The sequence below is a fragment of the Rhodococcus kronopolitis genome (genome assembly GCF_042654025.1).
GTDB classification, from domain to species: Bacteria; Actinomycetota; Actinomycetes; order Mycobacteriales; family Mycobacteriaceae; genus Rhodococcus_G; species Rhodococcus_G kronopolitis.
The window spans coordinates 37489-61789 of record NZ_JBHSFO010000008.1 but is presented as its reverse complement, the minus strand read 5'-3'; the positions used below and the strand labels follow the sequence as shown (position 1 = coordinate 61789).

Annotated in this window: 23 protein-coding genes; 11 read left to right on the top strand and 12 right to left on the bottom strand. The window is 71.5% G+C overall.

Annotated features, from left to right (window positions below):
• Nucleotides 1-20 precede the first annotated feature (20 nt).
• Nucleotides 21-611 (bottom strand): peptide deformylase, encoded by a 591-nt coding sequence (locus ACFO6S_RS14165; RefSeq protein WP_378417971.1) that lies wholly within the window; start codon nt 609-611, stop codon nt 21-23.
• Nucleotides 612-848: 237 nt separating this feature from the next.
• On the opposite strand from ACFO6S_RS14165, the gene ACFO6S_RS14160 reads away from it, so the two are divergent.
• The 5 genes from ACFO6S_RS14160 (at nt 849) to ACFO6S_RS14140 (ending at nt 5415) form a co-directional block, all read left to right on the top strand.
• Complete coding sequence (locus ACFO6S_RS14160; RefSeq protein ID WP_378417969.1) at nt 849-1175, top strand: DUF3263 domain-containing protein; 327 nt, start codon at nt 849-851, stop codon at nt 1173-1175.
• A gap of 38 nt (nt 1176-1213) precedes the next feature.
• A complete protein-coding gene (locus tag ACFO6S_RS14155; protein ID WP_378417967.1) occupies nt 1214-1771 on the top strand; it encodes a LytR C-terminal domain-containing protein in 558 nt (185 codons plus the stop codon).
• 255 nt (nt 1772-2026) lie between these two features.
• A complete protein-coding gene (sodC, locus tag ACFO6S_RS14150) occupies nt 2027-2725 on the top strand; it encodes a superoxide dismutase[Cu-Zn] (protein WP_378417965.1) in 699 nt (232 codons plus the stop codon).
• 135 nt (nt 2726-2860) lie between these two features.
• On the top strand, nt 2861-3985 hold the full coding sequence (locus tag ACFO6S_RS14145) for a glutamate--cysteine ligase (protein ID WP_378417964.1): 1125 nt from the start codon (nt 2861-2863) through the stop codon (nt 3983-3985).
• An 89-nt stretch (nt 3986-4074) separates the two neighbouring features.
• Nucleotides 4075-5415, top strand: a complete 1341-nt coding sequence (locus tag ACFO6S_RS14140; RefSeq protein WP_378418148.1) for a phosphatase PAP2 family protein — start codon at nt 4075-4077, stop codon at nt 5413-5415.
• Nucleotides 5416-5474: 59 nt separating this feature from the next.
• Here the strand turns inward: ACFO6S_RS14140 and mnhG are convergent, their stop codons facing one another.
• The 6 genes from mnhG to ACFO6S_RS14110 are packed head-to-tail and all read right to left on the bottom strand — an operon-like array spanning nt 5475 to nt 11682.
• Entirely contained in the window at nt 5475-5813 is a 339-nt protein-coding gene (gene mnhG, locus ACFO6S_RS14135; RefSeq protein WP_378417962.1) for a monovalent cation/H(+) antiporter subunit G, read from the bottom strand.
• Nucleotides 5810-6070, bottom strand: a complete 261-nt coding sequence (locus tag ACFO6S_RS14130) for a monovalent cation/H+ antiporter complex subunit F (protein ID WP_378417960.1) — start codon at nt 6068-6070, stop codon at nt 5810-5812. The genes mnhG and ACFO6S_RS14130 overlap by 4 nt, the downstream gene beginning before the upstream one ends.
• The gene (locus tag ACFO6S_RS14125; protein ID WP_378417958.1) at nt 6067-6627 is read right to left on the bottom strand and encodes a Na+/H+ antiporter subunit E; all 561 of its coding nucleotides are present in this window, start codon (nt 6625-6627) and stop codon (nt 6067-6069) included. The genes ACFO6S_RS14130 and ACFO6S_RS14125 overlap by 4 nt, the downstream gene beginning before the upstream one ends.
• Complete coding sequence (locus ACFO6S_RS14120; RefSeq protein WP_378417956.1) at nt 6624-8282, bottom strand: Na+/H+ antiporter subunit D; 1659 nt, start codon at nt 8280-8282, stop codon at nt 6624-6626. Before ACFO6S_RS14120 ends, ACFO6S_RS14125 begins: the two co-directional genes overlap by 4 nt.
• On the bottom strand, nt 8279-8863 hold the full coding sequence (locus ACFO6S_RS14115) for a Na(+)/H(+) antiporter subunit C (protein WP_378417954.1): 585 nt from the start codon (nt 8861-8863) through the stop codon (nt 8279-8281). Before ACFO6S_RS14115 ends, ACFO6S_RS14120 begins: the two co-directional genes overlap by 4 nt.
• Nucleotides 8860-11682, bottom strand: coding sequence for a Na+/H+ antiporter subunit A (locus tag ACFO6S_RS14110; protein ID WP_378417952.1), 2823 nt, complete (start codon nt 11680-11682; stop codon nt 8860-8862). The genes ACFO6S_RS14115 and ACFO6S_RS14110 overlap by 4 nt, the downstream gene beginning before the upstream one ends.
• A gap of 143 nt (nt 11683-11825) precedes the next feature.
• Here ACFO6S_RS14110 and ACFO6S_RS14105 point away from each other — a divergent pair, with 143 nt between their 5' ends.
• The 4 genes from ACFO6S_RS14105 to ACFO6S_RS14090 all read left to right on the top strand — a co-directional run bounded on the left by ACFO6S_RS14105 (nt 11826) and on the right by ACFO6S_RS14090 (nt 15431).
• Entirely contained in the window at nt 11826-12233 is a 408-nt protein-coding gene (locus tag ACFO6S_RS14105) for an NUDIX hydrolase (protein ID WP_378417950.1), read from the top strand.
• Between the two features lie 16 nt (nt 12234-12249).
• Nucleotides 12250-12825, top strand: coding sequence for a hypothetical protein (locus ACFO6S_RS14100; protein ID WP_378417948.1), 576 nt, complete (start codon nt 12250-12252; stop codon nt 12823-12825).
• A gap of 41 nt (nt 12826-12866) precedes the next feature.
• The gene (locus ACFO6S_RS14095; RefSeq protein ID WP_378417947.1) at nt 12867-14483 is read left to right on the top strand and encodes a GMC oxidoreductase; all 1617 of its coding nucleotides are present in this window, start codon (nt 12867-12869) and stop codon (nt 14481-14483) included.
• A gap of 84 nt (nt 14484-14567) precedes the next feature.
• The gene (locus ACFO6S_RS14090) at nt 14568-15431 is read left to right on the top strand and encodes an O-methyltransferase (protein WP_378417946.1); all 864 of its coding nucleotides are present in this window, start codon (nt 14568-14570) and stop codon (nt 15429-15431) included.
• 138 nt (nt 15432-15569) lie between these two features.
• Here ACFO6S_RS14090 and ACFO6S_RS14085 read toward each other — a convergent pair whose 3' ends face one another.
• Nucleotides 15570-17072: an MFS transporter gene (locus ACFO6S_RS14085; protein WP_378417944.1), complete on the bottom strand. Its 1503-nt coding sequence runs from the start codon at nt 17070-17072 to the stop codon at nt 15570-15572.
• 226 nt (nt 17073-17298) lie between these two features.
• Here ACFO6S_RS14085 and ACFO6S_RS14080 point away from each other — a divergent pair, with 226 nt between their 5' ends.
• Nucleotides 17299-17964, top strand: coding sequence for a TetR/AcrR family transcriptional regulator (locus ACFO6S_RS14080; protein WP_378417943.1), 666 nt, complete (start codon nt 17299-17301; stop codon nt 17962-17964).
• Here ACFO6S_RS14080 and ACFO6S_RS14075 read toward each other — a convergent pair.
• A complete protein-coding gene (locus ACFO6S_RS14075) occupies nt 17961-19376 on the bottom strand; it encodes a hypothetical protein (protein WP_378417941.1) in 1416 nt (471 codons plus the stop codon). The genes ACFO6S_RS14080 and ACFO6S_RS14075 overlap by 4 nt on opposite strands.
• A 102-nt stretch (nt 19377-19478) precedes the next feature.
• On the opposite strand from ACFO6S_RS14075, the gene ACFO6S_RS14070 reads away from it, so the two are divergent.
• A complete protein-coding gene (locus ACFO6S_RS14070; RefSeq protein ID WP_378417940.1) occupies nt 19479-20231 on the top strand; it encodes an isocitrate lyase/PEP mutase family protein in 753 nt (250 codons plus the stop codon).
• A gap of 29 nt (nt 20232-20260) precedes the next feature.
• Here ACFO6S_RS14070 and ACFO6S_RS14065 read toward each other — a convergent pair whose 3' ends face one another.
• The 3 genes from ACFO6S_RS14065 to ACFO6S_RS14055 all read right to left on the bottom strand — a co-directional run bounded on the left by ACFO6S_RS14065 (nt 20261) and on the right by ACFO6S_RS14055 (nt 24084).
• The gene (locus ACFO6S_RS14065; protein ID WP_378417939.1) at nt 20261-22450 is read right to left on the bottom strand and encodes an AAA family ATPase; all 2190 of its coding nucleotides are present in this window, start codon (nt 22448-22450) and stop codon (nt 20261-20263) included.
• Nucleotides 22451-22516: 66 nt separating this feature from the next.
• Complete coding sequence (locus ACFO6S_RS14060; protein ID WP_378417937.1) at nt 22517-23374, bottom strand: CDP-alcohol phosphatidyltransferase family protein; 858 nt, start codon at nt 23372-23374, stop codon at nt 22517-22519.
• Nucleotides 23371-24084, bottom strand: a complete 714-nt coding sequence (locus ACFO6S_RS14055) for a phosphatidylserine decarboxylase (RefSeq protein ID WP_378417935.1) — start codon at nt 24082-24084, stop codon at nt 23371-23373. The genes ACFO6S_RS14060 and ACFO6S_RS14055 overlap by 4 nt, the downstream gene beginning before the upstream one ends.
• Between the last annotated feature and the right edge of the window lie 217 nt (nt 24085-24301).

Below are 24301 nucleotides of genomic sequence, written 5' to 3'. Positions count from 1 at the left end.
GCCCGCGCGTCGTCAAACCGTCAGTCCTCGTCGTGCCCGAAGGGATCCTCGACCGTGCCCGGGATCCAGCTCTGGCCCGGCACGCCCCAGCCGGAGCGCTTGATGACCTTCTTCGCGGCGCGGGCGTGGCGGCCGATCAGCACGTCGGTGTAGAGGAAACCGTCGAGGTGGCCGACCTCGTGCTGGAGCATCCGGGCGAAGAAGCCGGTGCCCTCGACGACCACCGGGGAGCCGTCCGCTTCGAGGCCGGTGACGCGGGCCCAGTCGGCGCGGCCGGTGGGGAACTGCTCGCCCGGCACCGACAGGCAGCCCTCGTCGTCGTCCTCGGGGTCCGGCATGGTCTCCGGGATCTCGGAGGTCTCGAGCGTCGGGTTGATCACGGCGCCGCGGCGACGCTCGCCGTCGGGGTTGCCGTCGTAGTCCGGGCAGTCGTAGACGAACACCCGCAGGCCGACGCCCACCTGGTTGGCGGCCAGGCCCACGCCGTTCGCCTCGTCCATGGTGTCGTACATGTCGGCGATCAGTTCGGCGACGTCGGACGGGTTGCTCACGGGCGTGGTCGGCTGGTGCAGCACGGGGTCGCCGACGATCACGATGGGAAGGATTGCCATGTTGACCAAGGATAGTGGGCCTGCGCGTGGCGACGCGCCCGCGTCCGATAGCCCGTGTCGGGATTGATTACCGTGGTTCAATATTTGCGGAAAGCACAACGGTGTAGTTCGTATACATGGTGGTCGCCTCCGTCGCCGACGCGGGGCGGTCGCGGACCGGTCGCACGGCCGGTGTCGTACCGCTGGTGTTTGGTAGTACCGCTGATGTTGAGCGAGAGCTCGAAGTGGGGAGTGAGTATGGACGGCGCAACCGCGCGCAGCCAGAGTGTCGAGGGCACCGAGGTGTCGGGTGGCACGGAGGCCGGCGCCGACGGACTCACCCGACGCGATCACGACATTCTGTCCTTCGAACGCCAGTGGTGGAAGTACGCGGGCGCGAAGGAAGACGCCATCAAGTCGCTCTTCGACATGTCCGCGACCCGGTACTACCAGGTGCTCAATGCGCTGGTCGACAGGCCCGAGGCGCTCGCCGCGGATCCCATGTTGGTCAAGCGGCTGCGTCGGCTGCGGGCCAGCAGGCAGAAGGCCCGGGCCGCCCGTCGCCTCGGATTCGACATCACCTAGATGTCGGCAACCACCCGGCGACAACTAGGCTTGTCGTTGTGAGCACCCCGAATCCCGAACCGTCGGGCCCTCCGCTTCGCGCGCTCGCCATGGTGCTGATCGCCCTCGCCATCGCGTTCGCGGGAATCGGCGCGATGACCCTGTCCGGCTCGGACACCGAGACGCAGGCACCCACGGTGGTGCCGAGCGTGGCGCCGGTCAAGGGATCGGCGAACACCCCGGCCGGTTCGGCACGCCCGACCACACCGCCGCCCAGCACCGTCTCCGCGGCCCCGACCACCTCCGCCGCCCCGGCCTCGGTCGCGGAGGTCGACCGGTCGGCCGTGCCGGTGCGGGTGTTCAACAACAGCGTCGTCAGCGGCCTGGCCGCCGAGACCGCCGAAACCCTGGAGTCGGAGGGGTGGACGGTGTCCGAGACCGGCAACTACGCCGACGGCACGATCGCCAAGACCACCGTCTACTACCGGCCCAGTTCCGCCAGCGAGAAGCAGGCCGCGACGGAGATCGCCGCGGCGATCGGCGCACCCGCGGAGCCCCGATTCGCCGGCATCGCGGGTTCCTCGCCCGGCGTGATCGTGATCGTCACCGAGAAGTAGCCGGACCCGGAGTCGTCCCGGCCGTATCCGAGCGGCGGCCGTGCCCGTCCGGCGGCCGTGCCCGACCCGAATGAACGTGCCGTTGCTTCGATCTCATCGAATGAACGGAAGCGTTCATTCGATCTCATCGAATGAACGTGCCGTTCACTCGGTCTCCGCACTGACACCTACGCCGTACGGCGTACACCCGGTCGGCCGGATCGTCCCGGCTGGCTATGATCAGTGCACTTCCAGCCCACCTGAAGGAGCGGTTTGATGGCCACCCACACCCGACGCGACGCGCAGACCCGCAGCCGCAAGTCCTGGCGCGTCGTTGCCCCGATGGTCGCGCTCGCGGCCGTTGGCCTCACCGCGTGCAGCAACGGCGAGTTCCCCAGCGACGTCCCCGGCACCACCCCGCCGGTGTGGACCGGGGTCTCGGCACCCGCGCACGGCGAGGGCACCGGCTCCGCCGACCAGATCCGCACCAGCCTGCGGAACGCCGAGGGCACCAACGTCGGCGCCGTCACCTTCGCCTCGGTCGGCGACCACGTCACCGTGACCGTCGTCGGATCCGATCTCACCCCCGGCTTCCACGGCCTGCACGTCCACTCGGTGGGCAAGTGCGAGACCAACTCGGTGGCCCCCAGCGGCGGCGCGCCGGGCAACTTCCTCTCCGCGGGCGGCCACCTCCAGGTCAAGGGCCACACCGGTCACCCGATGAGCGGTGACCTGCCCTCGCTGTACGTCAACGAGGACGGCACCGCCGAGCTGAACTTCTCGACGAGCGCGTTCACCCTCGAGGACCTGAACAACGACGGCGAGGGCACCGCGATCGTGGTGCATGAGGGCATGGACAACCACGGCAACGTCCCCGGCCGGTACACGCTGCCCGGCGGCGCGCCCGTGCCGGACCAGACCACGCTGGACACCGGCGACGCGGGCTCCCGCGTGGCCTGCGGCGTGCTGAAGTAGCACCCCGCAGCACCCGTTCGACACGACGGCCCCGACGGCCGCCGAAGCCCGCCCGACGCCGCACCGGAATGACGCTGGCCACATGCCAGTTCCCGGTCGCGGCGTCGGTGCGTTTGCTGTGATTGGATCAACCCCGTGGCAGTGCAATTCGCCGGCTCTCCCCGGCCGACGCTCGGCGTCGAATGGGAGATCGCGCTGGTAGACCGGACCACCCGGGACCTGTCGAACACCGCTCCGCAGGTCTTCGAGGCGCTGCACTCGATCGACGGCTTCGATCCCGCCCGCCTGCACAAGGAGTTCCTGCGCAACACCGTGGAACTGGTCACCGGGGTCTGCGACACCGTCGCCGAGGCGATGGGCGACCTGGACGAGACGATGGGCCTGCTGCGGCGGGCGTCGGCACCGCTCGGCGTCGAGTTGCTGTGCGCAGGCACCCACCCGTTCGCGCAGTGGAGCGCCCAGCAGGTCACCCGCGCCCCGCACTACGACGAGATGATCGAGCGCACCCAGTGGTGGGGTCGGCAGATGCTGATCTGGGGCGTGCACGTGCACGTCGGGGTGTCCTCCGCGGACCGGGTGTTCCCGATCATCAACGCGCTGCTGGTGAAGTACCCGCACCTGCTGGCGCTGTCCGCGTCGTCGCCGATGTGGGCGGGGGTGGACACCGGCTACGCCAGCAACCGGGCGCTGATGTTCCAGCAGCTGCCCACCGCCGGGCTGCCCTTCCAGTTCGAGACGTGGTCGCAGTTCGAGGGCTTCGTGCATGACCAGATGAAGACCGGGGTGATCGAGCGGCTCGGGGCCCTGCACTGGGACATCCGCCCCGCACCGCAGTGGGGCACCATCGAGGTCCGGGTCTGCGACGGCGCCTCCACCCGCGCCGAGCTGGAATCGCTCGTCGCGCTGATCCACTGCCTGGTCGTGCACTTCGACCGGTGCCTCGACGCGGGGATCGAGCTGCCCGGGATGCCGCCGTGGCACGTGCAGGAGAACAAGTGGCGGGCCGCCCGCTACGGCCTCGACGCGGAGATCATCCTCGACGCCGACAGCAACGAGAGGCTTGTCACCGACGACCTGGACGACCTGCTCGAGCAGCTGGCGCCGGTCGCCCGTGATCTCGGCTGTGCCGACGAGCTGGCGCGGGTCGCGGACATCCCGCGGCGCGGCGCGTCGTACCAGCGGCAGCGCGCGGTGGCGGCCGCGACCGGCGGCGACCTGACCGCGGTGGTGGATTCCCTGGTGGCCGAACTCCGCGGTTAAGTCGCTGTTCATGCACCGTTTACTATGTACGGGTGCTGAGCAGCCCCACGCCCGTGTCGGTCCCCGGGCGGAGCTGGACGCAGCCGCGCCTGCTGGTCGCGATCGGCGCGTCGGCGCTCGCCCTGGTGCTGGTGGCGCTGCAGGTGCTGGCCGCCCGCAACGGGTTCGAGGGGCCGTTGCAGAGCCTGGCCCGTGACTTCGTCGGGACGCCGAAGTCGATGTCCGTGCCGTGGGCCGGCTTCGCGCTCGCGCTGGTCGGTCTGACCAACCGGCAACGGCTGCTCGCGGTGGGCTGTGCGGTCGGGCTGGACGCGGTCTTCGCGGCCGGCCGGCTGCTCACCGGCGGTCCGGCTGCCATCGGCAACGGACCGACCTGGGTGCTGGTGGCGATCGGGGTGATCGCCGCCGTCCGCTGGACCGGTTCGCAACGCGCCGACGCGCTGCGGGGCGCGGCGCTGGGCGCGCTGCTGATCCTCGCCACCAAGTTTGGCGACGTGTGGCTCGAGATCACCGTGCTGACCCGGCCGCGGGTCCTCGACCAGTACCTGGAGCTGGCCGACCGCGCGCTCGGCAGCCCGTCCTGGCTGATGGGCCGGGTGGTCGAGGCGTCGGGCGACCTCGGCTACGGGGTGCTGCACTGGGTGTACATCGAGCTGCCGGTCGCTGCCATCGTCGTCGCGCTGTACCAGCTCCGCAACGGCTGGCCCGCCCACTACCTGGTCCGGACATTCCTGGTGATCGGGCTGATCGGCCCCCTGTTCTACCTGGTCTTCCCGGTGGTCGGTCCGGACTTCGCGTTCGGCACCGCGGGCGCGGGCGCCCAGCTCGGCGACTACTGGCCGCACACGCTGCCGACCTTCACCGATCCGGCGTCCTTCGCATTCGACGCCCCGGCGCCGCGCAACTGCATGCCGAGCCTGCACACCGCCTGGGCGCTGGCGATCTTCGTGCACTCGCGCGGCGGCCCGCGCTGGCTGCGCTGGGGCGGCACGTTCTGGCTGGTGTGCACGCTCGCCGCGACCCTCGGCTTCGGCTACCACTACGCGGTGGACCTGCTGGCCGGCGTGGTGCTGTGCCTGACCATCGAGGCGGCGCTGCGCGACCCGGAACGCGGCTGGGGCCGGTTCCGGATCCGGCTGGTGGTCGGCGGTGCGGCGGTGTTCGTGGCGCTGCTGGCGTCGTACCGCTACCTCGCGGTGCCGATCGCGCAGTTCCCGATGCTCTCCGCGCCGATGCTGCTGGGCGCGACCGCCGCGGTGGCGGTGGCCTTCTACGCGAGCTTCTTCGCGGCACCGGGGACCGCGCTCGCGGTGTGGGGTGGCAGGCAGGTTCCGGTCGACCTCGCGGGCCCGGTCACCGCCACCGACGCCGGTGACCTGCACTACCGCGCCGCCGAGGACGGGGACCCACTGCGCGTCGAGAGCCGGTAGTCCGGTGGCCCACCGGCTCGGTCGGCCACCGCCGCCGGATGGACCCGACGACCGCGCGGCTAGGTCCGGTCCCGGCGTTCCAGGTCGCCGACCATCTCCAGCCCGTCCCGGCCGCGCTGCTCCCGGTAGGCCACCCGGCCCACGACGTGCGCGATCACCGGCGCGGTGAGCAGGGTGAACACCCCGACCAGCACCAGCATCCAGATGTCGACGTTGCCGCGCAGCCGGATCACCGCGCCGGCGAGCACCAGCACCATCCCCACCACCTGGGGCTTGGCGGCGGCGTGCATGCGCGAGAGGGTGTCGGGGAAACGCACGATTCCGATCGCCGCGGTCAGCGCGAGCAGCGCGCCGAGCAGAATCGCCGTCGCGGCGAGGACGTCCCAGAAGGCGGTCACTGGTCGTCACTCACCCGGAAGCGGGCCACCGAGACCGAGCCCACGAACCCGACCAGGGACAGCGCGACGATCGCGGGTACCACCGTGGTGTCCAGGGTGTACGCCGCCCACACCGCCAGCCCGCAGGTGGCCGCGGCGACCAGGGTGTCCATCGCGACCAGCCGGTCGAGGGTGTTCGGTCCGGCCAGCAGCCGGTAGGTGGTCAGGAGCGCCGCGGCGGTCAGCATCACCCCGGCGATCACCATCACGATGGTCACGGCAGGTCCTTCCGGGTAGTGGCGTCGTCGTCGTGCCAGGTACTGGGCTGCCAGTCGGAGTCCCGCTCGAACGACTCGATGAACAGCTTCTCGAGCTTGCGCACCGTCCCGTAGAACTGGTCGACGGCCCGGTCGGTGCTCACGTCCAGCACGTGTACGTAGACCATCCGTCGGGCCTTGTCGAGCTCGATGACCATGGTGCCAGGGATCAGGTTCAGCACGTCGATGCACAGGGTCAGGACGAGGTCGGACTTGATCGCCAGCTGGCAGCGCAGCACCCCGGTCAGCGGCGGCGGACCGGGTCGCACGGCCAGCCACGCCACCTGCGCGCTGGACTGCGCGGCGTAGTACAGGCTCAACCCGAAGAGCTTGAGCACCGACAGCGGCCGGACCCGGCCCTCGACGGGCACCCGTGGCAGCGGCAGCAGCAGCATGATCGTCGCGCCGACCGCGAGTCCGCCGAGGAGGTTGCCGATGCTGAAGTTTCCCCACAGCAGGATCCACACCAGGGTCAGCCAGGCCAGGATCCCGGCCTGCATCCACGTGCCGCGGTTCATCTCGGGCCCCCGTCCGGTCCGGTGGCGGGTTGGCCGGTCTCGAGCGCGTCCTGCTGCTCGGTGTACCCGGGTCCGAGCACCGTGTCGATGTAGATCGAGCGGTCCTGCAGGTCCGCCGCCGTCCGGTTGGTGATGTCGATGAACTGCCCGGCGAACACGGTCAGGGCCAGCCCCACCGCCACCAGGGCGATCGTCGGGATCAGCATCAGCACCGGCATCTTCCCGACGTCGGCGCGGTCGCCGAAGGCGATGTCCTCCTCGGACTCGTCGATCAGCGCGGACGGTCCGACGTCCGCGAGGTCGCCCTCCGGCGCGTCTGCGCGGGCCCGCCAGAACGCCTTCGTCCACACGCGGCCGACGACGTACAGGGTGAGCAGGCTGGTGACGGTGCCGCCGCCGACGAGGATCCAGGACAGCGCGCTCGGGTGCGCGACGCCTGCCTGCAGCAGCGCGACCTTGCCGATGAAGCCGGAGAACGGCGGGATGCCGGCCAGGTTCAGCGCCGGGACCAGGAAGACGATCGCGAGCACCGGGCTGGCGGCCGCGAGCCCGCCGAGCCGGCGCAGCGACGCGGAGCCCGCCTGCCGCTCGATCAGGCCGACCACCAGGAACAACGTGGTCTGCACGATGATGTGGTGGGCGACGTAGTACACGGCGCCGGACAGGCCGAGTTCGGTGGAGAGCGCGACGCCGAACACCATGTACCCGATGTGACTGACCAGCGTGAACGACAGCAGGCGCTTGATGTCGGTCTGCGCGATCGCACCGAGGATGCCGACCAGCATGGTCAGCAGGCCGCAGACCATCAGCACGTTGTCCAGGTCGCCCTGCGGGAACAGCAGGGTGTGCGCCCGGATGATCGCGTACACACCGACCTTGGTGAGCAGGCCCGCGAACACCGCGGTGACCGGGGCCGGAGCCGTCGGGTAGGAGTCGGGCAGCCAGGTCGAGAGCGGGAACACCGCGGCCTTGATGCCGAACGCGACGAGCAGCACCCCGAAGATCGCCATCCGGGTGCCGGACGGGATGTCGTCGAGTCGCAGCGCCATCTGAGCCAGGTTCAGGGTGCCGGTCGCCGCGTAGGCGAAGGCGATGCCGACCAGGAAGATCAGCGACGACACCATCGAGACCATCACGTACGACACCCCGGCCCGGACCCGGTCCGCACTGGCGCCGAGCGTGAGCAGCACGAACGACGCGGCCAGGAGCACCTCGAACCCGACGTACAGGTTGAACAGGTCGCCGGCCAGGAAGGCGTAACAGACGCCTGCGGTCAGGGCCAGGTAGGTCGGCAGGAAGATCGATACCGGTTGGCGTTCGGTGCCGTCGTGCACGCCCTGCCCGGCCGCGAAGCCCATCACGGCGAGCAGCACGATGGACGAGACCACCAGCATGATCGCGGAGAGCCGGTCGACCACCAGCGTGATGCCGATCGGGGCGTCCCAGCCGCCGACCTGCAGGGCAGACATGCCGTCCCGGTCGGCCAGGTACAGCAGCAGGCCGGAGACCGCGACCACCGCGACCAGCGCGATCATGGTCACCACCCGCTGGAACCGGGGGCGCCTGCCGCCGACCAGGGTGACGGCCGCCGCGAGCATCGGAATCAGCACGGGCAGCGGGGTGAGGGTGGCGATCAGGCCCGGTGACAGGGTCATTCCCGACCACCGCCCGGGGTTCGCAGCGGACTGTCGCCGTCGGGGTCGAACTCGTCGAAGTCGCCCTCGCGAAGATCCTCGTAGACCTCGAGGTCCTCCAGGTTGGGGAGCAGTTCGAGGGGGATGGGGTTGCCCTTGTCGTCGAAGGCGTCGCCGCGGAAGGTCGAGTCGCCGGTGAGTGGGTCGTCGGAGCGGTCGCGGTCGGGGGCGTCGGCCGGGCTGCGGCGCCGGATGACCTTGGTGTCCTCGGGGTCGTTGTCGAGGGCGTCCTTGGTGTTGATCTTGTAGGACCGGTAGGCCAGCGCCATCACGAAGGCGGCGATGCCCATCGTGATGACGATCGCGGTCAGGATCATGCCCTGCGCCAGCGGGTCGGCCATGGTCTCGCGGATCTCGTTTCCGCGCCCGACGATCGGGGCGCTGCCCGGCGGGCCGCCGACCACCAGGATCAGCAGGTTGACGCCGTTGCCGAACAGCAGCAGGCCCAGCAGCATCCGGGTGATGCTGCGCTCGAGCAGCAGGTACACCCCGCACGCGACGAGCACGCCGACGACAAGCAGGAGGGCGAAGTTCGCGGTCATCGGGCGTTCACCTCCACCTCGGCGTCGAGGCGGGCGCCGAGGCTGCGCAGCACGTCGAGCACCAGCCCCACCACGATCAGGTACACGCCGAGATCGAAGAACAACGCGGTCACCAGCTTGATGTCGCCGATCAGGGGCAGGGTCAGCTCGAGGGTGGCCGAGGACAGCACCGGGGCGCCGAGGAACAGCGAGGTCAGCGCGGTGCCGGCGGACATGATCAGGCCCAGCCCGAGGATCTTGCCTGCGTCGATGGGGACGGTCTCGCCGAGCTCGTAGCGACCGCCCGCGAGGTAGCGCAGCACCAGGGCCAGGCCTGCGGTGAGCCCGCCCGCGAAGCCGCCGCCCGGTGCGTTGTGGCCGGAGAAGAAGAAGTACACCGACAGCACCATCATGGTCGGGAAGATCAGCCGGGTGGTGACCTCGAGGACCAGCGACCGGTGCCGCGGGTCGATCAGGTCGCCGCCGCGCAGCCAGGTGGTCTCCGGACCGGCGCCTGCGTCCGGGTTGGGTGCGTCCGCGACCCGGGGCGCGATGCCGAACCGGCGGTTGCGGAACACCAGCGAGGCGACGCCGGTGGCGGCGACCAGCAGCACGCAGATCTCGCCGAGCGTGTCCCAGGCGCGGATGTCGACGAGCAGCACGTTCACCACGTTCTTGCCGTTGCCGAGGTGGTAGGCGGCGTCGGGGAGCTGCAGGGAGATCGGGGCCGCGGTGCGGGCGTTCATCGCGAAGGCGCCGATCCCGGCGACCGTCGCGCCGACCACGACGCCGAGCAGGGCCCGAGGGAGCTTGAACCCCACGGACTGCCGCTCGTCGATCTCGGCGGGCAGCTTGCGCAGCACCAGCACGAAGATCACCAGCGTCAGGGTCTCCACCAGGAACTGGGTCAGCGCCAGGTCGGGGGCGCCGTGCAGGGCGAACAGGACGCCGCAGCCGTAGCCGCCGAGTCCGACCAGGATCACGCTGGCCAGGCGGTTTCGCATCACCGTCGCGGTGATCGCGGCGGCGACCATCATCAGTCCGACTGCCAGCTGCAGCGGCGAGTCCCACAGCCGCAGCCGGACGCCGGAGTCCTGGTGTACGGCCAGCAGGATGACCGGCAGCAGCACCAGGGTGACGAGGATGCTGGCCTGGGTCAGCGGCAGCGAACCGCGCTGGGTGGTACCGGTGAGGCGGATCGAGAGGGCGTCCATGCCGCGCAGGGTGGCGTCGTACATCCGGTCGGCGTTGAGCGATGCGTGCTCGAACTTCAGGCGGCTGATCCGGCGATGGGTGAGGTACAGCGCGCCGCCGCCCGCGAACACCACCACGGTCAGCCACAGCGCCAGCCCGAAACCGTGCCACAACGCGAGGTGGTAGTCGCCGTCCGCGCCCGCGGGCAGGGTCTGCGAGTAGGGGCTGAGCAGGCGGTCCATCAGCGGTGCGGCGAGGCCGGCGACGAGCCCGCCGACCGCGAGCAACGCCGGGACGAAGAGGAACAGCGGACCGGCCGGGTGCATCTTCTCGACCGCCGCGCTGGGGTGGGCCAGCTGCTTGCGGCCGAACGCGCCCCAGATGAATCGGACGCTGTACGCGACGGTGAGGATCGAGCCGACGACGATGCCGACCAGCTCGATGATCCGGACGGTGGGGTGCAGGCCGGACGCGGTCGCGATCGCCTCGAGCGCGCCCTCCTTGCCGACGAACCCGAGGAACGGCGGCAGCCCGGCCATACTGGCCGCGGCCAGCACCGCGACGACGTACAGCACGGGTGCGCGCTTGCCGAGGTGGGCGAGCTTGCGCAGGTCACGGGTGCCGGTGGTGTGGTCGATGATGCCGACGACCATGAACAGGGAGGCCTTGAACATCGCGTGCGCGACCATCAGGGCCATGCCCGCCAGCGCGGCATCGCGGCTGCCGGTGCCGACCAGGATCATCAGGAACCCGAGCTGGCTGACGGTGCCGAACGCCAGGATCAGCTTCAGGTCGAATGCGCGCAGCGCCCGCCAGCCGCCGAGCAGCATGGTGACCAGGCCCAGCGTGATGACGGTGACCCGCCACTCGGTCTCGCCGGCGAACCCCGGCGCCAGCCGCGCGACCAGGTAGATCCCGGCCTTCACCATCGCCGCGGCGTGCAGGTAGGCGCTGACCGGGGTGGGCGCCGCCATCGCGCCGGGCAGCCAGAAGTGCATCGGCACGATGGCCGACTTCGACAGCGCGCCGATCAGCACCAGCACCACCGCGACGCCTGCGAGCCAGCCGGTCGGTGGGTCCGCCAGCAGGACCGAGAGCTGGTAGCTGCCTGCGAGCTGGCCCAGGATGATGAACCCGACCAGCATCGCGAGTCCGCCTGCGGTGGTCACCAGCAGCGCCTGGGTGGCGGCGCGGCGGCTGGACGCGCGTTCCGCGTAGTGGCCGACCAGCAGGAACGACAGCACCGTCGTCAGTTCCCAGAAGGTGTAGAGGATCAGCATGTTGTCGCTGGTGACCAGGCCGAACATGGCGCCCGCGAATGCGACCAGTTCGGCGGCGAAGATGCCGAGGCGCGGTTCGTCGTCGGTGAAGTAGCGCGAGCAGTAGACCAGCACCAGCGCGCCGATCCCGAGCACCAGCACCGACATGATCGCGGCCAGGGAGTCGAATCGCATGTCGATGTCCATCGACAGACCGGGGGCCCACTGGATGTGCAGCGACTGTTCGGTGCCCCAGTTCTGCACCACCCAGCCCAGGCTCGCCAGCGGCACCAGCGCGAGCGGCAGGAAGGCGTTTCGCCCCATTGCTCGCACGGCAAGCGGCGCCAGAACGGCGGCGACTGCATGGGCGAACAAGATAGCGAGCAAAAGGCACTCCGTCGGGTTGCGTGCGGGGGCGGCGGGGTGTCGATACGCCCAGGAGTATCCGGGCGACCGGAGTCCAGTTTAGGGGATGGCCGGTCGTTGCTCGCAGGCGCATCGCCGCGACATTCGGGCGGTACCGTGTGGAAATGGCCGAGATCAGGACCGTCGCCCTTGCCCACATCAGGGATCGCCGACTGCTGCAGGCGCGCTCGTCCGGCAAGACCGCCTTCTACATGGCGGGCGGGAAGATCGACCCCGGCGAGAGCCCGGAACAGGCCCTGCACAGGGAGATTCGCGAGGAACTCGACGCAGGCATCGTGGCGGGCACGCTCGAGGAACTGGGAGTCTTCGAGGCCGAGGCGTTCGGGCATTCGCCCGGCACCCGGCTGCACATGACCTGCTACCTCGCGGACCTGACCGACGAGCCGACCGCGACCAGTGAGATCGCGGAACTGCGGTACTTCACCACCGACGAGTACGCGGCGATGGACGAGTCGGCGCCGGGTTCGCGACTGGTGTTCGAGCGGTTGCGGTCGCTGGGCCTGGTGGACTGAGGGGGCCCGGGTCACGATGATCTTCACCGCGGCGGCACTCGAGGGCATCGAGGCGGGCGCGGTGACGCTCGCCTTCCGGCGGTGGGAACAACCCCGGGTGCGGGCCGGGTCGAGCCAGCGGACGGCGATCGGAGTCGTCGCGTTCGACGCGGTGGAACCGGTCGACGCGGCCTCGGTGACGGATGCGGACGCGGCGGCGGCCGGTTTCGCCTCCGCCGAGCGGCTGCTCGCGTTCGTGGACAGGAAGGCACACGGCCCGGTGCTGTACCGGATCGCGCTGCGCTACGACGGCGCCGACCCGAGGCTCGCGCTGCGGGTGGACGACGCGTTGTCGGACGCCGACGTCGCGAACCTGCGCAGGCGGCTCGACCGGATGGACGCGCACGGTGCGTGGACCGAGGCGACGCTGAGGCTGATCGCCGACCGGCCGGCGGTGGTCTCGACCGAGCTGGCACCCGTGCTGGGCATGGAGCGGGCACCGTTCAAGCAGCGGGTCCGCCGGCTCAAGGAGCTGGGTCTGACCGAGAGCCTGGAGGTGGGTTACCGGCTTAGCCCGCGTGGCCGGGCCCTGCTGGCGCGGCTCGGCACCTGATTCGCGCTGCCGACATCCTTTCCGGGGGTTAGATTTCGACGATGAACTCGCCCAGGGTGTCCCGGCGTTCGGTTCTTCGAGGTGCGGTGCTCGGAATGGGCGCCGCCGCGCTGGGTCCGATGACCCTGGGGCAGGCCGCCGCGGGCGCTGCGCCGCCCGGCGGGAAGACGGCCGTGGTGATCGGCAGCGGGTTCGGCGGCGCCGTCGCCGCGCTGCGGCTGGGCCTGGCCGGGTTCGAGACCACCGTCGTCGAGCGGGGTCGGCGGTGGCCGATCGACCCGGCGGGCAACACCTTTGCCACCCTGGACCAGCCGGACGGTCGTGCGGCGTGGTTCAGCGACCGGCCGTACATCAACCCGCTGACCCAGTTCCAGCCGATCGACCGCTACGCCGGGGTGGTCGACCAGATCGCCGGCAACGGCATCAACGCCGTCTACGGGGCCGGGGTCGGCGGCGGCTCCCTGGTGTTCGGGGCCTACACCCCGCAGCCCCGCCGTCAGGACTTCGAGCGGGTGTTCCCGCGCGAACTCGACTACGGCGAGCTGGACCGCGTCTACTACCCGAGGGCCCGGGCGATGCTCGGCACGTCGCCGCTGCCCGCCGACCTGCTGGCGCACCCGAAGTACAAGGGCGCCAGGGCGTGGCTGGCCGATCTCGCCGACTTCGGCACCGCACCGACCTTCAACGACTTCTGCATCGACTGGGACCTGGTGCGGGCCGAGCTGGCCGGGACGCGTCGGGCCTCGGTGACGGTGGGCGAGGGCCCGTACGGCATCAACTCCGGGGCGAAGAACAGCGTCGACCACAACTACCTGCCGCGGGCCGAGGCCACCGGGAACGTATCGGTGCTGCCGCTGCACGAGGTGGTCGATATCAGGGAAGTGCAGGGCAGCAACAAGTTCGAGGTGCTGCTCAAGCAGATCGACGAGCGCGGGACGGTACTGGGCCACACCCGCAGGGTCGCCGACTACCTGTTCATGGCGGCCGGGTCGTTCCACACCAGCGCCCTGCTCGCGACGGCGAAGGCGACCGGCGCGCTGCCGAGGCTCGGCGACCAGGTCGGTCAGGGTTTCGGCAACAACGGCGACTTCCTCACCTCGCGCGTGCTCACCCGCCGCGACTACGGCGCCAAGCAGGCCGGGCCCGGGGTCGCGCTGGTCTACGACGACACCGACCCGGCCGGACCGGTGTCGATGTCGTGGCAGGCGGCGCCGTTCCCGGAGATCGCCGGGGGAAACACCACGACCAACCTGGTCCAGGCGATCACCGCCGAGCGCGGGTCGATCGACTACAACCGTGCCACCGGCCGGGCCGAGCTGAACTACCCCCACGGCGAGGGCGGCGAACTCGACGTGCAGGCGAGCCGCTTCGCCGGCCGGTTCCACGAACTCGCGGACACCCGGCACGGATACCCGGCCAACGGGATTCCCGTGTACACGCGGCTCGCGGGCTTCGGCAGCGCCGCCACCTACCACGGCCTCGGCGGCATGGTGATGGGCAAGGCGTGCAGCCTCGAGGGTCAGGTGGACGGCTACCCGAACATGTTCGTCGTCGACGGCTCGCTCATCCCGGGAGCGGTGGGGCTGGTGAATCCGTCGCTCACGATCACCGCGATCGCCGAGCGGTGCCTGGACCACTTCGTCGCCGCGCACGGCTGAGGCGTTGCCGGCGCGGTCGGCGCGGCCGAAGATGAGTCCAGGGAGGACGGCACGCGGCGCGGGGGCTGAAGGGGTGGACCCATGATGCGCAGAACGGTTGGATCGTCCGCCGCGCCCGAGCGCGCGGCGGTGCTGGCGGTGTTGGTGGCGGCCTTCGTCGGGGGCGCGGTGGTCGCGAACCGACTGGCGGGCAAGCCGGTGCCGTTCCTGCGCTGGTCGGTGCTCCGCTTCCTGCTCGGCTCGCGTCGACTTGTCCGGGAGGGACGGGTCGGTGACGGCCGCGAGGAGGCGTTGGCGCGGCGGGTCGTCGAGGTCGCCCGGCCCGGCGACCTCGACGGGGTGATCGAGCTGATCGACGACTTCGCCCGCCGCACGAGCTTCCTGATGAACGTCGGCGACGAGAAGGGGCTGTTGCTCGACGACGCGATCGTCCGGGCCCGGCCGTTGCGGCTGCTCGAGCTGGGCACCTACTGCGGCTACAGCGCGCTGCGGGCGGCCCGGGTGATGCCACCCGGCGCCCGGCTCTATTCGGTGGAGTCGAGCGCAGCGAATGCCGATGTCGCGCAGCGTATCTGGGAGATCGCGGGGGTGTCCGACCGGATCACCTCGGTGGTCGGGTCGCTCGGTGACGGCGGCGCCACCATGGACCGGCTCGCGGCCGAGTACGGATTCTCCTCCGGCAGTGTCGATTTCGTGTTCCTCGACCACGCCAAGGAGGCCTACCTGCCGGACCTGCTGCGGATCGAGGATGCGGGCTGGCTGCACCCGGGGTCGGTGGTGGTGGCCGACAACGTGCTGACGCCCGGTGCGCCCGACTACCTGGCGTACCTGCGGGGCGAGGAGGGCCGCAGGTGGCGGACCGTCCCGCACCGCACCCACGTCGAGTACCAGAAGGTGCTGCCGGACCTGGTGCTCGAGTCGACGTTGCTGGGTGTGGCGCAACCCTGAATTTCATCCCTCGCCTCTACCCTGCGGGCGACACTGAACGGCGCCCGAACCGGCGACGCCCGTGCTGGAGCCGGCACTGCCCGGAGCGGGATTGCTCCGGGCAGTGCGGACCGTCGGCGGGCGGCGGCTCGCGCGGGTTCAGTGCACCATGGCCAGTTGCCCGTCCGGTGCCTCGGCGGGCGCGGGGAGCTTCCCGCCCGGCAGCAGGAACGCCGAGATCACTGCTCCCGCAGTGAAGATCGCGGCCGCCCACCAGAAGGTGGTGGTGTAGCTGTGCACCGCGGCCATCGCCATGTTCTGCGGGCCGGGCGCCTGGCCGGTGAGGTAGTCGGCCGCTGCGGTGGCCGCGACGGTGCTCAGCAACGCGGTGCCGATCGAGCCGCCGACCTGCTGCATCGTGTTCACGGTCGCGGAGGCGACGCCGGCGTCCTCCGGTTCGACGCCGGTGATCGCGCCCTGCATGCCGGGCGCGAAGACCATGCCCATGCCGGCGCCGAGCAGGACCAGGCCGGGCAGGATGTGCGGGGCGTAGCTGCTCTCGACGGTGAGCTGGGCGAGGATCGCCATGCCAAGTGCGGCGACGAGCAGTCCGGTGGTGATCAGCAGTCGGGGCCCGACCCGCGGCAGCAGCACCCCGGTGGAGGTGGTCGCCGAGACCACCATGCCCGCGACCATCGGCAGGAACGCCACGCCGGTGACGATCGGGCTGTACTGCAGCACGGTCTGCAGGTAGAAGGTCAGGAACAGGAAGACCGCGAACATGCCGGAGCCGGTGACGAACATGGCCAGGTAGGCGCCGCCGCGGGTGCGGTCGAGCACGATCCGCAGCGGTAGCAGCGGGTGCGCGACGCGCGTCTCGATGACCACGAACACCGCCAATCCGACGACGCCCGCCACCAGCCAGGCGATCGTCGCGCCGTTGGACCAGCCGTGCGACTCCGCATGCGAGAAGCCGTAGACGATGCTGAACAGGGCTGCGGACACCGTGATCGTGCCGGGGATGTCGAGGCGGGGCCGGTGCTCGGACCTGTGCGGCGCCATCATCGTCAGGGCGCCGACCAGCGCGACGGCCGCGAAGACGAGGTTCACGTACAGGCTCCAACGCCACGACGTCCACTCGGTGAGAACGCCGCCGAGCAGCAGTCCCACCGCGCCGCCCGCGCCCGCGATCGCACCGAAGATGCCGAACGCCTTGGCCCGCTCGCCGGGCTCGGTGAAGGTGGTCGCCAGCAGCGACAGGGCGGCGGGGGCGAGCAGGGCGGCGAACACGCCCTGGCCGGCCCGGGCCGCGACCAGCATCGGGAAGTTCATCGCGGCCCCGCCGACGGCGGACATCACGGCGAACCCGACCAGCCCGATCACGAAGGTGTTGCGGCGGCCGAACAGGTCGCTGAGCCGGCCGCCGAGTAGCAGCAGGGAGCCGAAGGCCAGGGCGTAGGCCGTCACGACCCACTGCCGGTCGCCGTCCGAGAACTCGAGCGACTTCTGCGCCGCAGGCAGGGCGATGTTCACGATGGTGGCGTCCAGCACCACCATCAGCTGCGCCAGCCCGATGACGGCCAGGACGTACCAGCGCAGGCGGTGCTCTCGGGTCTGCTCGGCCTGCCCGGTCTCCGGTGGATCGATCGTGGTGGTGGTCATGGGAACGCCTTCCATGGATTCGGTGGTGCCGGCGTCTGCGGGGGCCAGGCGTCCGAGTGCACCGCTGCGTCTGAGTGCCGAGATTGAAATGGAGGAGTAATCTCCACTTAGGTCACCGTACGCCCAAGTGGAGGAGATGTCTCCACTTAATTTCGACCCTCGTTTGCCGACTGCCCGAGATGTCGGGATCTGCGGCTGGCAGAATCGAGCGACCAGGGATGACAGAATGAGGATCGTGAGCACCGTCACAGCAGGGCGCAGGCTGCGCGCCGACGCCGAACGCAACCGGCGCAAGATCCTCGACGCCGCGGCCGACCTCTTCGCGACCCGCGGCATCGACATCACCCTCGACGACGTCGCCCGGCACGCGAAGGTGGGGGTCGGCACGGTGTACCGGCGCTTCACCTGCAAGCAGGAACTGGTCGACGGGGTCTTCGAGCAGCGCATGGACGACATGGCCGAGGCGGCCGACGCGGCGCTGCTGCAGGAGGACCCCTGGGAGGCGCTGGTCGACTTCCTGGTCCTGACCTGCGAGTGGATGTCCCTCAACCGGGGACTCGGCGACGTCTTCTTCAGCGTCGACGAGGGCCGCGAGCAGGTCGCGTGCGCGCGCAAGCGGATCGGCCCCGCGATCGAGAAGCTCGTCGAGCGCGCCAAGGCGGCGGGCGTGCTGCGCCCCGACCTCGAGGTGAACGACCTCTTCGCGATCAGCTGCATGGTCGACGCGGTCATCGACTTCGCCCGACCGGTCGCGCCGCAGGCCTGGCGGCGCTACCTGGCGATCGTGCTCGACGGCATGCGAGCCGAGGGGTTCGAGCGTGCGGTACTGGACATCCCCCCGCTGACCGACGAACAGGTCGAGGCGGCCAAGGCCGCCCGGCACTGTTCCTAGTCCGGACCGCCGGGGGAGTCGCCGCCGTCGGGAGTGCCGGGAGCCGGGGCGGTCCGTGGCCGACCGAGGGATCGGATTCCGAAGGCACAGAAGGCCACCGCGATCAGCAGCACGACGCCGGCGATCCGGTCGTCGTGGTGCGGGACGGACAGCAGCTCACTGTCGAGGAGGGCCGAGATCTCCGGGGCGCGGCCCGTCTCGACGCCCGTCAGTGGCTGGTAGCTGCCGCTGAAGACGGTGCGTGTGGTGGGCACCGTGGCGACGGCGTAGAAGACCGTGGACACGAACGGAATCCCGAGTCCCGTCGCCGCCAACGCCGCGGCTCCGGGCGCGGTGGCGCCCAGGGCCAGACCGGCCCCGGCTCCCACCAGGGCCAGTCGCACCAGTAGCGGCGCGCCGCTGTCGCCGAGGTCCGGCCACAGCGCGGCGAGCAGCGGAACCACCGCGGCCAGCGCGAGTCCGGCGAGCGGGAGCCGCCAGCGCATCGACACCCGCAGCCCGACCGCGACCGACGCCGCGGCCACCGCCACCGCCACCCACGGGGCCACGCCGACGTCGGCCGTCCCGAGTCGCGGCATTCGCAGGTCCGCCAGCACCGGCGTCGCGGCCGCAGCGATCGCCGTGGCGCCCAACAGGAACCGGCCGTCCGGCCCGTCGGCCATCCGGGCGCACACCTCCGTCGTCACCAGTACCACCGTCACCGACGCCGCCATCGCCACCCACGCGGTGTACCTCGAGGCGTCCACCGACTGCTGCCCGATCCAGGCCAGCAGCAGCCGGTTCGCCACCGCGACGGCGACCGCCGAGGTGAGCGCCACTCGCAGTTCGTGCGCACCGGCCCGCTGGACCCGGCTGCCCTCGTTCCCGAGCACGGCGCAGGCGACCGCGGTCGCACCGGCCGCCGCGAGCAGCCACCACGACGGTTCGCCGATCACGGAGGTGCTGTACGAGACGGCCGCGGACCCGAACGCCGGGGCCGCGAGGAACACCGCCGTCACGCCGAGTGTCAGCGTCAGCTGGCCCACCCGTCGACCCCATGCCGCGGCCACGGCCGCGCCCAGAATCGCGCCCGCGGCAGCGGTTTTGACGTAGTGCAGCGCCGTGAGGCCGTCCAGGCCGGCCACCTCCACCACGGCGAACCTGCCGCCGACCAGGACCGCGGTACCCACCGCCATCGTTGCCCACGCCAGCCGCCGTGAGCCGCGGTGCTGCAACAGCAGGTACACCGCCACCGCCAGCACCACCCCGATCGCGACGCCGGTCGGCTGCGCGCCGAGGTACCGGTCCAGCTCCCGATCGGAGGCGGAGACGGACCAGCGCCCGCCCGGCGGGGCGGTCAGGACGAAGGCGGCCAGGGCGCCGCCGAGCAGGGCGGTCAGCGCGGGCAGGGCCTCGCGGGTGTCGACGGGCATTTACCGACGCTAACCGAACGGTGGCGCGCCCGGCGCAGATGTCGCGTCGACGCGACGCGCGTGCCACGATCGACAGGTCCACAAAATTACGAGGAGCCGGACATGACGTCGATCACCGAAAAGGCCACCACCCTGCTCGGACTGCACCGACCCGGGGATCCGGTGATCCTGCCGACCGTGTGGGACGCCTGGTCCGCAGACCTGGCCCAGCAGGCCGGGTTCCCGGCACTCACGGTCGGTAGCCACCCGGTCGCCAACTCGCTCGGCAAGGCGGACAACGAGGGGATGGCATTCGGGGAGTTGATGATCCGCGTCGCGCAGATCACCTCGGCCGTGGACCTGCCGATCTCGGTGGACATCGAGTCCGGCTACGGACTGGACCCCGACACGCTGATCAACGGTCTGGTCGAGGTGGGTGCCGTCGGCCTGAACATCGAGGACACCGTGCACCGGGAGGGCGGCCGGCTGCGCGCCGCCCAGGAACACGCGGACCTGGTCGGCGCGCTGCGCCGGTCCGCGGATGCGGCCGGTGTGCACATCGTGATCAACGCCCGCACCGACCTGTTCCTCAGGCAGATCGGTGACGAGGCGGACCGCGTGCAGCGTGCGATCGCCAGGCTGACGCTGGCGGCCGAGGCCGGCGCGGATGCGTTGTACCCGGTGGGATTCCACACCGACGAGGTGCAGCGACAGCTGACCGCCGCGTTGCCGTTGCCGGTCAATGCGATCGCCGATCCGGCCGGTGGCGACCGGGACCACCTCGCCGCGTTGGGCGTCGGCAGGGTCAGCTTCGGGCCGCTGCTGCAGAACGCGCTGTCCGTGCGGGCGGCCGAGATGTTCAGCCGCTGGCGGTAATTGCCGGTCAGCGCCGGTCGGCGGTTCGATCAGCGCCGGTCGGCGTAGGCCTGCAGGTGCGCGACCTGTTCGGGATCCAGCGAGGGGCGGACCGTGTCCCGGGCCGCGGCAATGTCGGCGACCGTGACGTCGGCCGCGTCCACGCTGCGCCGCATCGCCGCCAGCGCGGCCTCGCGCAGCAGCGCCGCGCAGTCCGCGGCGCTGTAGCCGTCGAGGTCGACGGCCAGCGCGTCGAGGTCGACGTCGGCCGCCAGCGGCACCGGCCGGCCCGCGGTCCGCAGGATCGCCTTGCGGGCCTCGGCGTCCGGCGGCGGGACGAACACCAGTCGTTCCAGCCGTCCGGGACGCAGCAGCGCCGGGTCGATCAGGTCGGGACGGTTGGTCGCGCCGAGCACCACCACGTCGCGCAGCGGCTCGATGCCGTCGAGTTCGGTGAGCAGCGCGGCCACCACCCGATCGCTCACCCCGGAGTCGGACGACTGCCCACGGCGCGGGGCCAGTGCGTCCACCTCGTCGAGGAAGATCAGGGACGGCGCGGAATCGCGTGCCCGCTGAAACAGTTCGCGCACAGCCTTTTCCGACGCACCGACCCACTTGTCCATCAGCTCGGCGCCCTTGACGGCGTGCACGCTGAGCTGGCCCGAGCTGGCCAGCGCCCGGACCAGGAAGGTCTTGCCGCATCCCGGCGGTCCGTACAGCAGCACCCCGCGCGGCGGATCCACCCCCAGGCGGGCAAAGGAATCCGGGTGCTGCAACGGCCACAGCACCGCCTCGGTGAGGGCCTGCTTGGTCTCGATCATGTCGCCGACGTCGTCGAGGGTGACACTGCCGACGGACAACTCCTCGGTCCCGGACCTGGACAGCGGCCGGATCACCTCCAGCGCCCCGAGCAGGTCGTCCTGCCGAAGCGCCGGCTTCTCGCCGGTGCTGCTGGCGCGCGAGGCCGCCCGCAGGGCCGCCTCCCGTACCAGGGCAGCCAGGTCGGCCGCGACGAATCCGGGTGCCCGGGAGGCAATCTCGTTGAGGCTGAGGTCGGCCGTCGGGACCTTGTTGAGCAGGTGCTCGAGCAGCGCGCGGCGCCCGGCGCCGTCCGGCAGCGCCAGGGTGAGTTCGCGGTCGCACAGGTCCTGGCCGCGCACCCGGGTGTCGAGGGCATCGGGGTGCGCGGTGGTGGCCACGAAGGCCGCACCGGGCGACTCGACGGCCCGCCGCAGCTCGTCGAGGATCAGGGTGGACACCGGTTCCGGGTCCGCGGGCAGCAGCGCGTCGATGTCGGTGACCAGCAGCACCCCGCCGTTCCCGGCGAGCTGCGCGACCGCGTCGGTGACCCGCTGCAGTCTGGTGGCGGAGTCGAGGGCGCCGATCCCCGGACCGTCCAGCTCCGTCACCGTCCGACCGGCCAGGACGGCGCGGGCCAGCGTCGCCTTGCCGACCCCGGCGGGACCGGTGATCAGCACCCCGAGGCGCGGTGACGCGCCGAGGGTGGCGAGCAGCTCCGGTTCGTCCAGCGCGAGGGCGAGCCACTCGGTGAGCTTGCCTGCGGACACGCCGACACCGACCAGGTCCGCGACGGCAGGCGGCGCCGGACGCGGGGCGGGGGCGGGGGAGCTCGGCCTGGCCGCGGCGGGGGTCGGCGCCGCGCCGGCAACGGCGGCGCCCGTGCCGCGGTCCCAGCCGACCGCGGAGTTCGGCTGCACGCTCACCGGGCCCGCCGGGTCGACCGCGGTGATGGTGAGCAGTTCGGAGGTCCACGCGACGCCGAACGTGCGGGCGAGCGACGCGGTGGCGCCGGCGGTGGAGGTTCCCGGTCCGAGGTCGCGGGGCAGCAGCGAGACCGTGTCGCCGACACCGAGGACCTTGCCGAGCAGTGCCTGGCGCAGCGTGGTCTCGGAGATGGACTGCACCGCCAGTGCGGACCCGGTGACCGTGACGGCTCGCGCGCCGTACACGGTGACCGGGGACAGCACCACCCGCGCGTCCTCCCGCAGGCCGGCGTTGGAGAGGGTGACGTCGTCCAGCAGCGCGGTGCCGGTGGGGGTCCCGATCGGTGCCCGGGCCACCACGGCGGCGGTGCGGCGGGCGCCGATCACGGCGATGCCGTCCCACTCGCGGAGCCCTAGCGCGGCCAGCGCCTCGGGGTGCAGGCGCACCACCCCGCGGCGGGCGTCGGCGGCGGAGGTGTTCAGCCGGGCGGTCAGCGCGAGTTCCGGGGAGGTCACGGCGTCCAGCCTAGTGTCGGCGGGCCGGGTGCCCCGGTAGTGCGGGCGCCCGGCGGGCCGACGGGGTCAGCGCGGCCGGCGCAGTCCGAGCCGCGCCATGGAGTTGTCCGGTCGGACCCGGTCCGGTGCCCGGCGGATGGCGCGGCGTTCGGCGCGGCGCTCGGCGGGCTTGCTGTCCCACACCTCGGGGCGGGCGGCCACCCACCGCTTGGAGCGGACCGCGAACGGGATGTGCGCCAGGTACGCGACGACCAGCACGATCAGCAGCACGAACGGGTAGGTGATCAGCGCGGCGGCGGTGAGCGCGACGCCGATCAGCAGCAGCGCGGCCATCCGTCGCGGGACCGAGAAGGACTTCATCGCCAGCGTCGGGACCCGGCTGACGATCAGTGCCGCGGAGGCAATGGTCCACGCGGCCACGAAGTAGAACGAGGACCACCAGCCGTCACCCCACTGCAGGTACGCCGCGATCGGTGCCAGTGCGATCAGGGCCCCGGCAGGCGCGGGGACCCCGGTGAAGAACTCGCTCGTGTAGGCCGGTGCGGTGTCGTCGTCGAGCAGGGTGTTGAACCGGGCCAGCCGCAGCACGATGCTGACCGCGTAGACGAGCGCGACGATCCAGCCCGCGTTGGTGCCGTCGAGCAGCGTCACGTACAGCACCAGGGCAGGCGCGACGCCGAAGGAGATCGCGTCGGACAACGAGTCCAGTTCGGCGCCGATCTTGGTGGTGGCGTCGAGCATCCGCGCGAGGCGGCCGTCGAGCGAGTCCAGCACCGCCGCGACGCCGATCATCGCCAGCGCCGCGCCGAGGTTGTTCTCCAGCGCGAACTTCACCGCGGACAGGCCGGAACACAGCGCCAGGATGGTCAGCGTGCTCGGCAACAGCAGCAGTCCGCTGCTGGCGACGCGGCGGGGGCTGCTCACGGAAGCTGGGCGAGGACGGTCTCGGCGCCGACCGCGCGCTGTCCCCGCTCCACCAGGAGGGTGGTGCCCGCCGGGAAGTAGGTGTCGACGCGCGAACCGAACCGGATCAGCCCGTAGGTGTCGCCGATCGGCAGGCGGTCGCCGACCTTGGCGTCGCAGACGATGCGGCGGGCCAGGAGCCCGGCGATCTGCACGACCGCGATCTCGTGGCCGCTCTCGGTGCGCAGCAGCATCGAGTTGCGCTCGTTGGCGTCGCTCGCCTCGGCGAGGTCCGCGGACAGGAACTTGCCGGGCTGGTGGGCGACGGCGAGCACCTCGCCGGCGACGGGGCTGCGCTGGACGTGCACGTCGAGCACGGACAGGAAGATGCTCACCCGGGGCACCGGCTGCTCGCCCATGTTCAGCTCGGCGGGCGGCACCGCGGTGTCGACGAGGGCGACCTCGCCGTCGGCGGGGGAGACGACCACGCCGGCGCGGTTCGGCGGGACGCGGTGCGGATGCCGGAAGAAGGCGGCGCTGGCGCCCGCGGCGGCGAGGCCGGCGCGCTTGACCCACCGGTTTCGGCGTCCGAGCACGGCGACGGCCAGCGGGCCGAGCACGAACGGCAGGCCTGCGGGATGCAGCGGCGGGACGGTGTTGCGGATCAGTTCGGCGAAGTGCGCGAGACCGGTCGGCTGCGGAGTGCCAAGCGGGATGGGTCGGCGGGCCACGGAATCCTCTAACTGTTCGACGGCGGCGGTCTCCCCGTCGGCCGAGCCGTCGGGTGAATCACCACAGGCTAGCGGAGCGGCGTGGGCGTCGGTGACCGACGAACCGTCGCAGGCCCCGCCTGCCGGTCCTGCGGGCGCGCGACGGCGCCCCGGGACAGTGCCCCGGATCTGCGTTCCGTCCGGCCCGACCGTGGGCAAGGCAGCCGCCATGCGGACC

Excerpts from the sequence above, each read along its gene's own strand:
- ACFO6S_RS14165 (WP_378417971.1), bottom strand. The coding sequence starts at position 611 with ATGGCAATCCTTCCCATCGTGATCGTCGGCGACCCCGTGCTGCACCAG.
- ACFO6S_RS14160 (WP_378417969.1), top strand. The coding sequence starts at position 849 with ATGGACGGCGCAACCGCGCGCAGCCAGAGTGTCGAGGGCACCGAGGTG.
- sodC (WP_378417965.1), top strand. The coding sequence starts at position 2,027 with ATGGCCACCCACACCCGACGCGACGCGCAGACCCGCAGCCGCAAGTCC.
- ACFO6S_RS14125 (WP_378417958.1), bottom strand. The coding sequence starts at position 6,627 with ATGAACCGCGGCACGTGGATGCAGGCCGGGATCCTGGCCTGGCTGACC.
- ACFO6S_RS14120 (WP_378417956.1), bottom strand. The coding sequence starts at position 8,282 with ATGACCCTGTCACCGGGCCTGATCGCCACCCTCACCCCGCTGCCCGTG.
- ACFO6S_RS14115 (WP_378417954.1), bottom strand. The coding sequence starts at position 8,863 with ATGACCGCGAACTTCGCCCTCCTGCTTGTCGTCGGCGTGCTCGTCGCG.
- ACFO6S_RS14105 (WP_378417950.1), top strand. The coding sequence starts at position 11,826 with ATGGCCGAGATCAGGACCGTCGCCCTTGCCCACATCAGGGATCGCCGA.
- ACFO6S_RS14100 (WP_378417948.1), top strand. The coding sequence starts at position 12,250 with ATGATCTTCACCGCGGCGGCACTCGAGGGCATCGAGGCGGGCGCGGTG.
- ACFO6S_RS14095 (WP_378417947.1), top strand. The coding sequence starts at position 12,867 with ATGAACTCGCCCAGGGTGTCCCGGCGTTCGGTTCTTCGAGGTGCGGTG.
- ACFO6S_RS14090 (WP_378417946.1), top strand. The coding sequence starts at position 14,568 with ATGCGCAGAACGGTTGGATCGTCCGCCGCGCCCGAGCGCGCGGCGGTG.
- ACFO6S_RS14085 (WP_378417944.1), bottom strand. The coding sequence starts at position 17,072 with ATGACCACCACCACGATCGATCCACCGGAGACCGGGCAGGCCGAGCAG.
- ACFO6S_RS14080 (WP_378417943.1), top strand. The coding sequence starts at position 17,299 with ATGAGGATCGTGAGCACCGTCACAGCAGGGCGCAGGCTGCGCGCCGAC.
- ACFO6S_RS14075 (WP_378417941.1), bottom strand. The coding sequence starts at position 19,376 with ATGCCCGTCGACACCCGCGAGGCCCTGCCCGCGCTGACCGCCCTGCTC.
- ACFO6S_RS14070 (WP_378417940.1), top strand. The coding sequence starts at position 19,479 with ATGACGTCGATCACCGAAAAGGCCACCACCCTGCTCGGACTGCACCGA.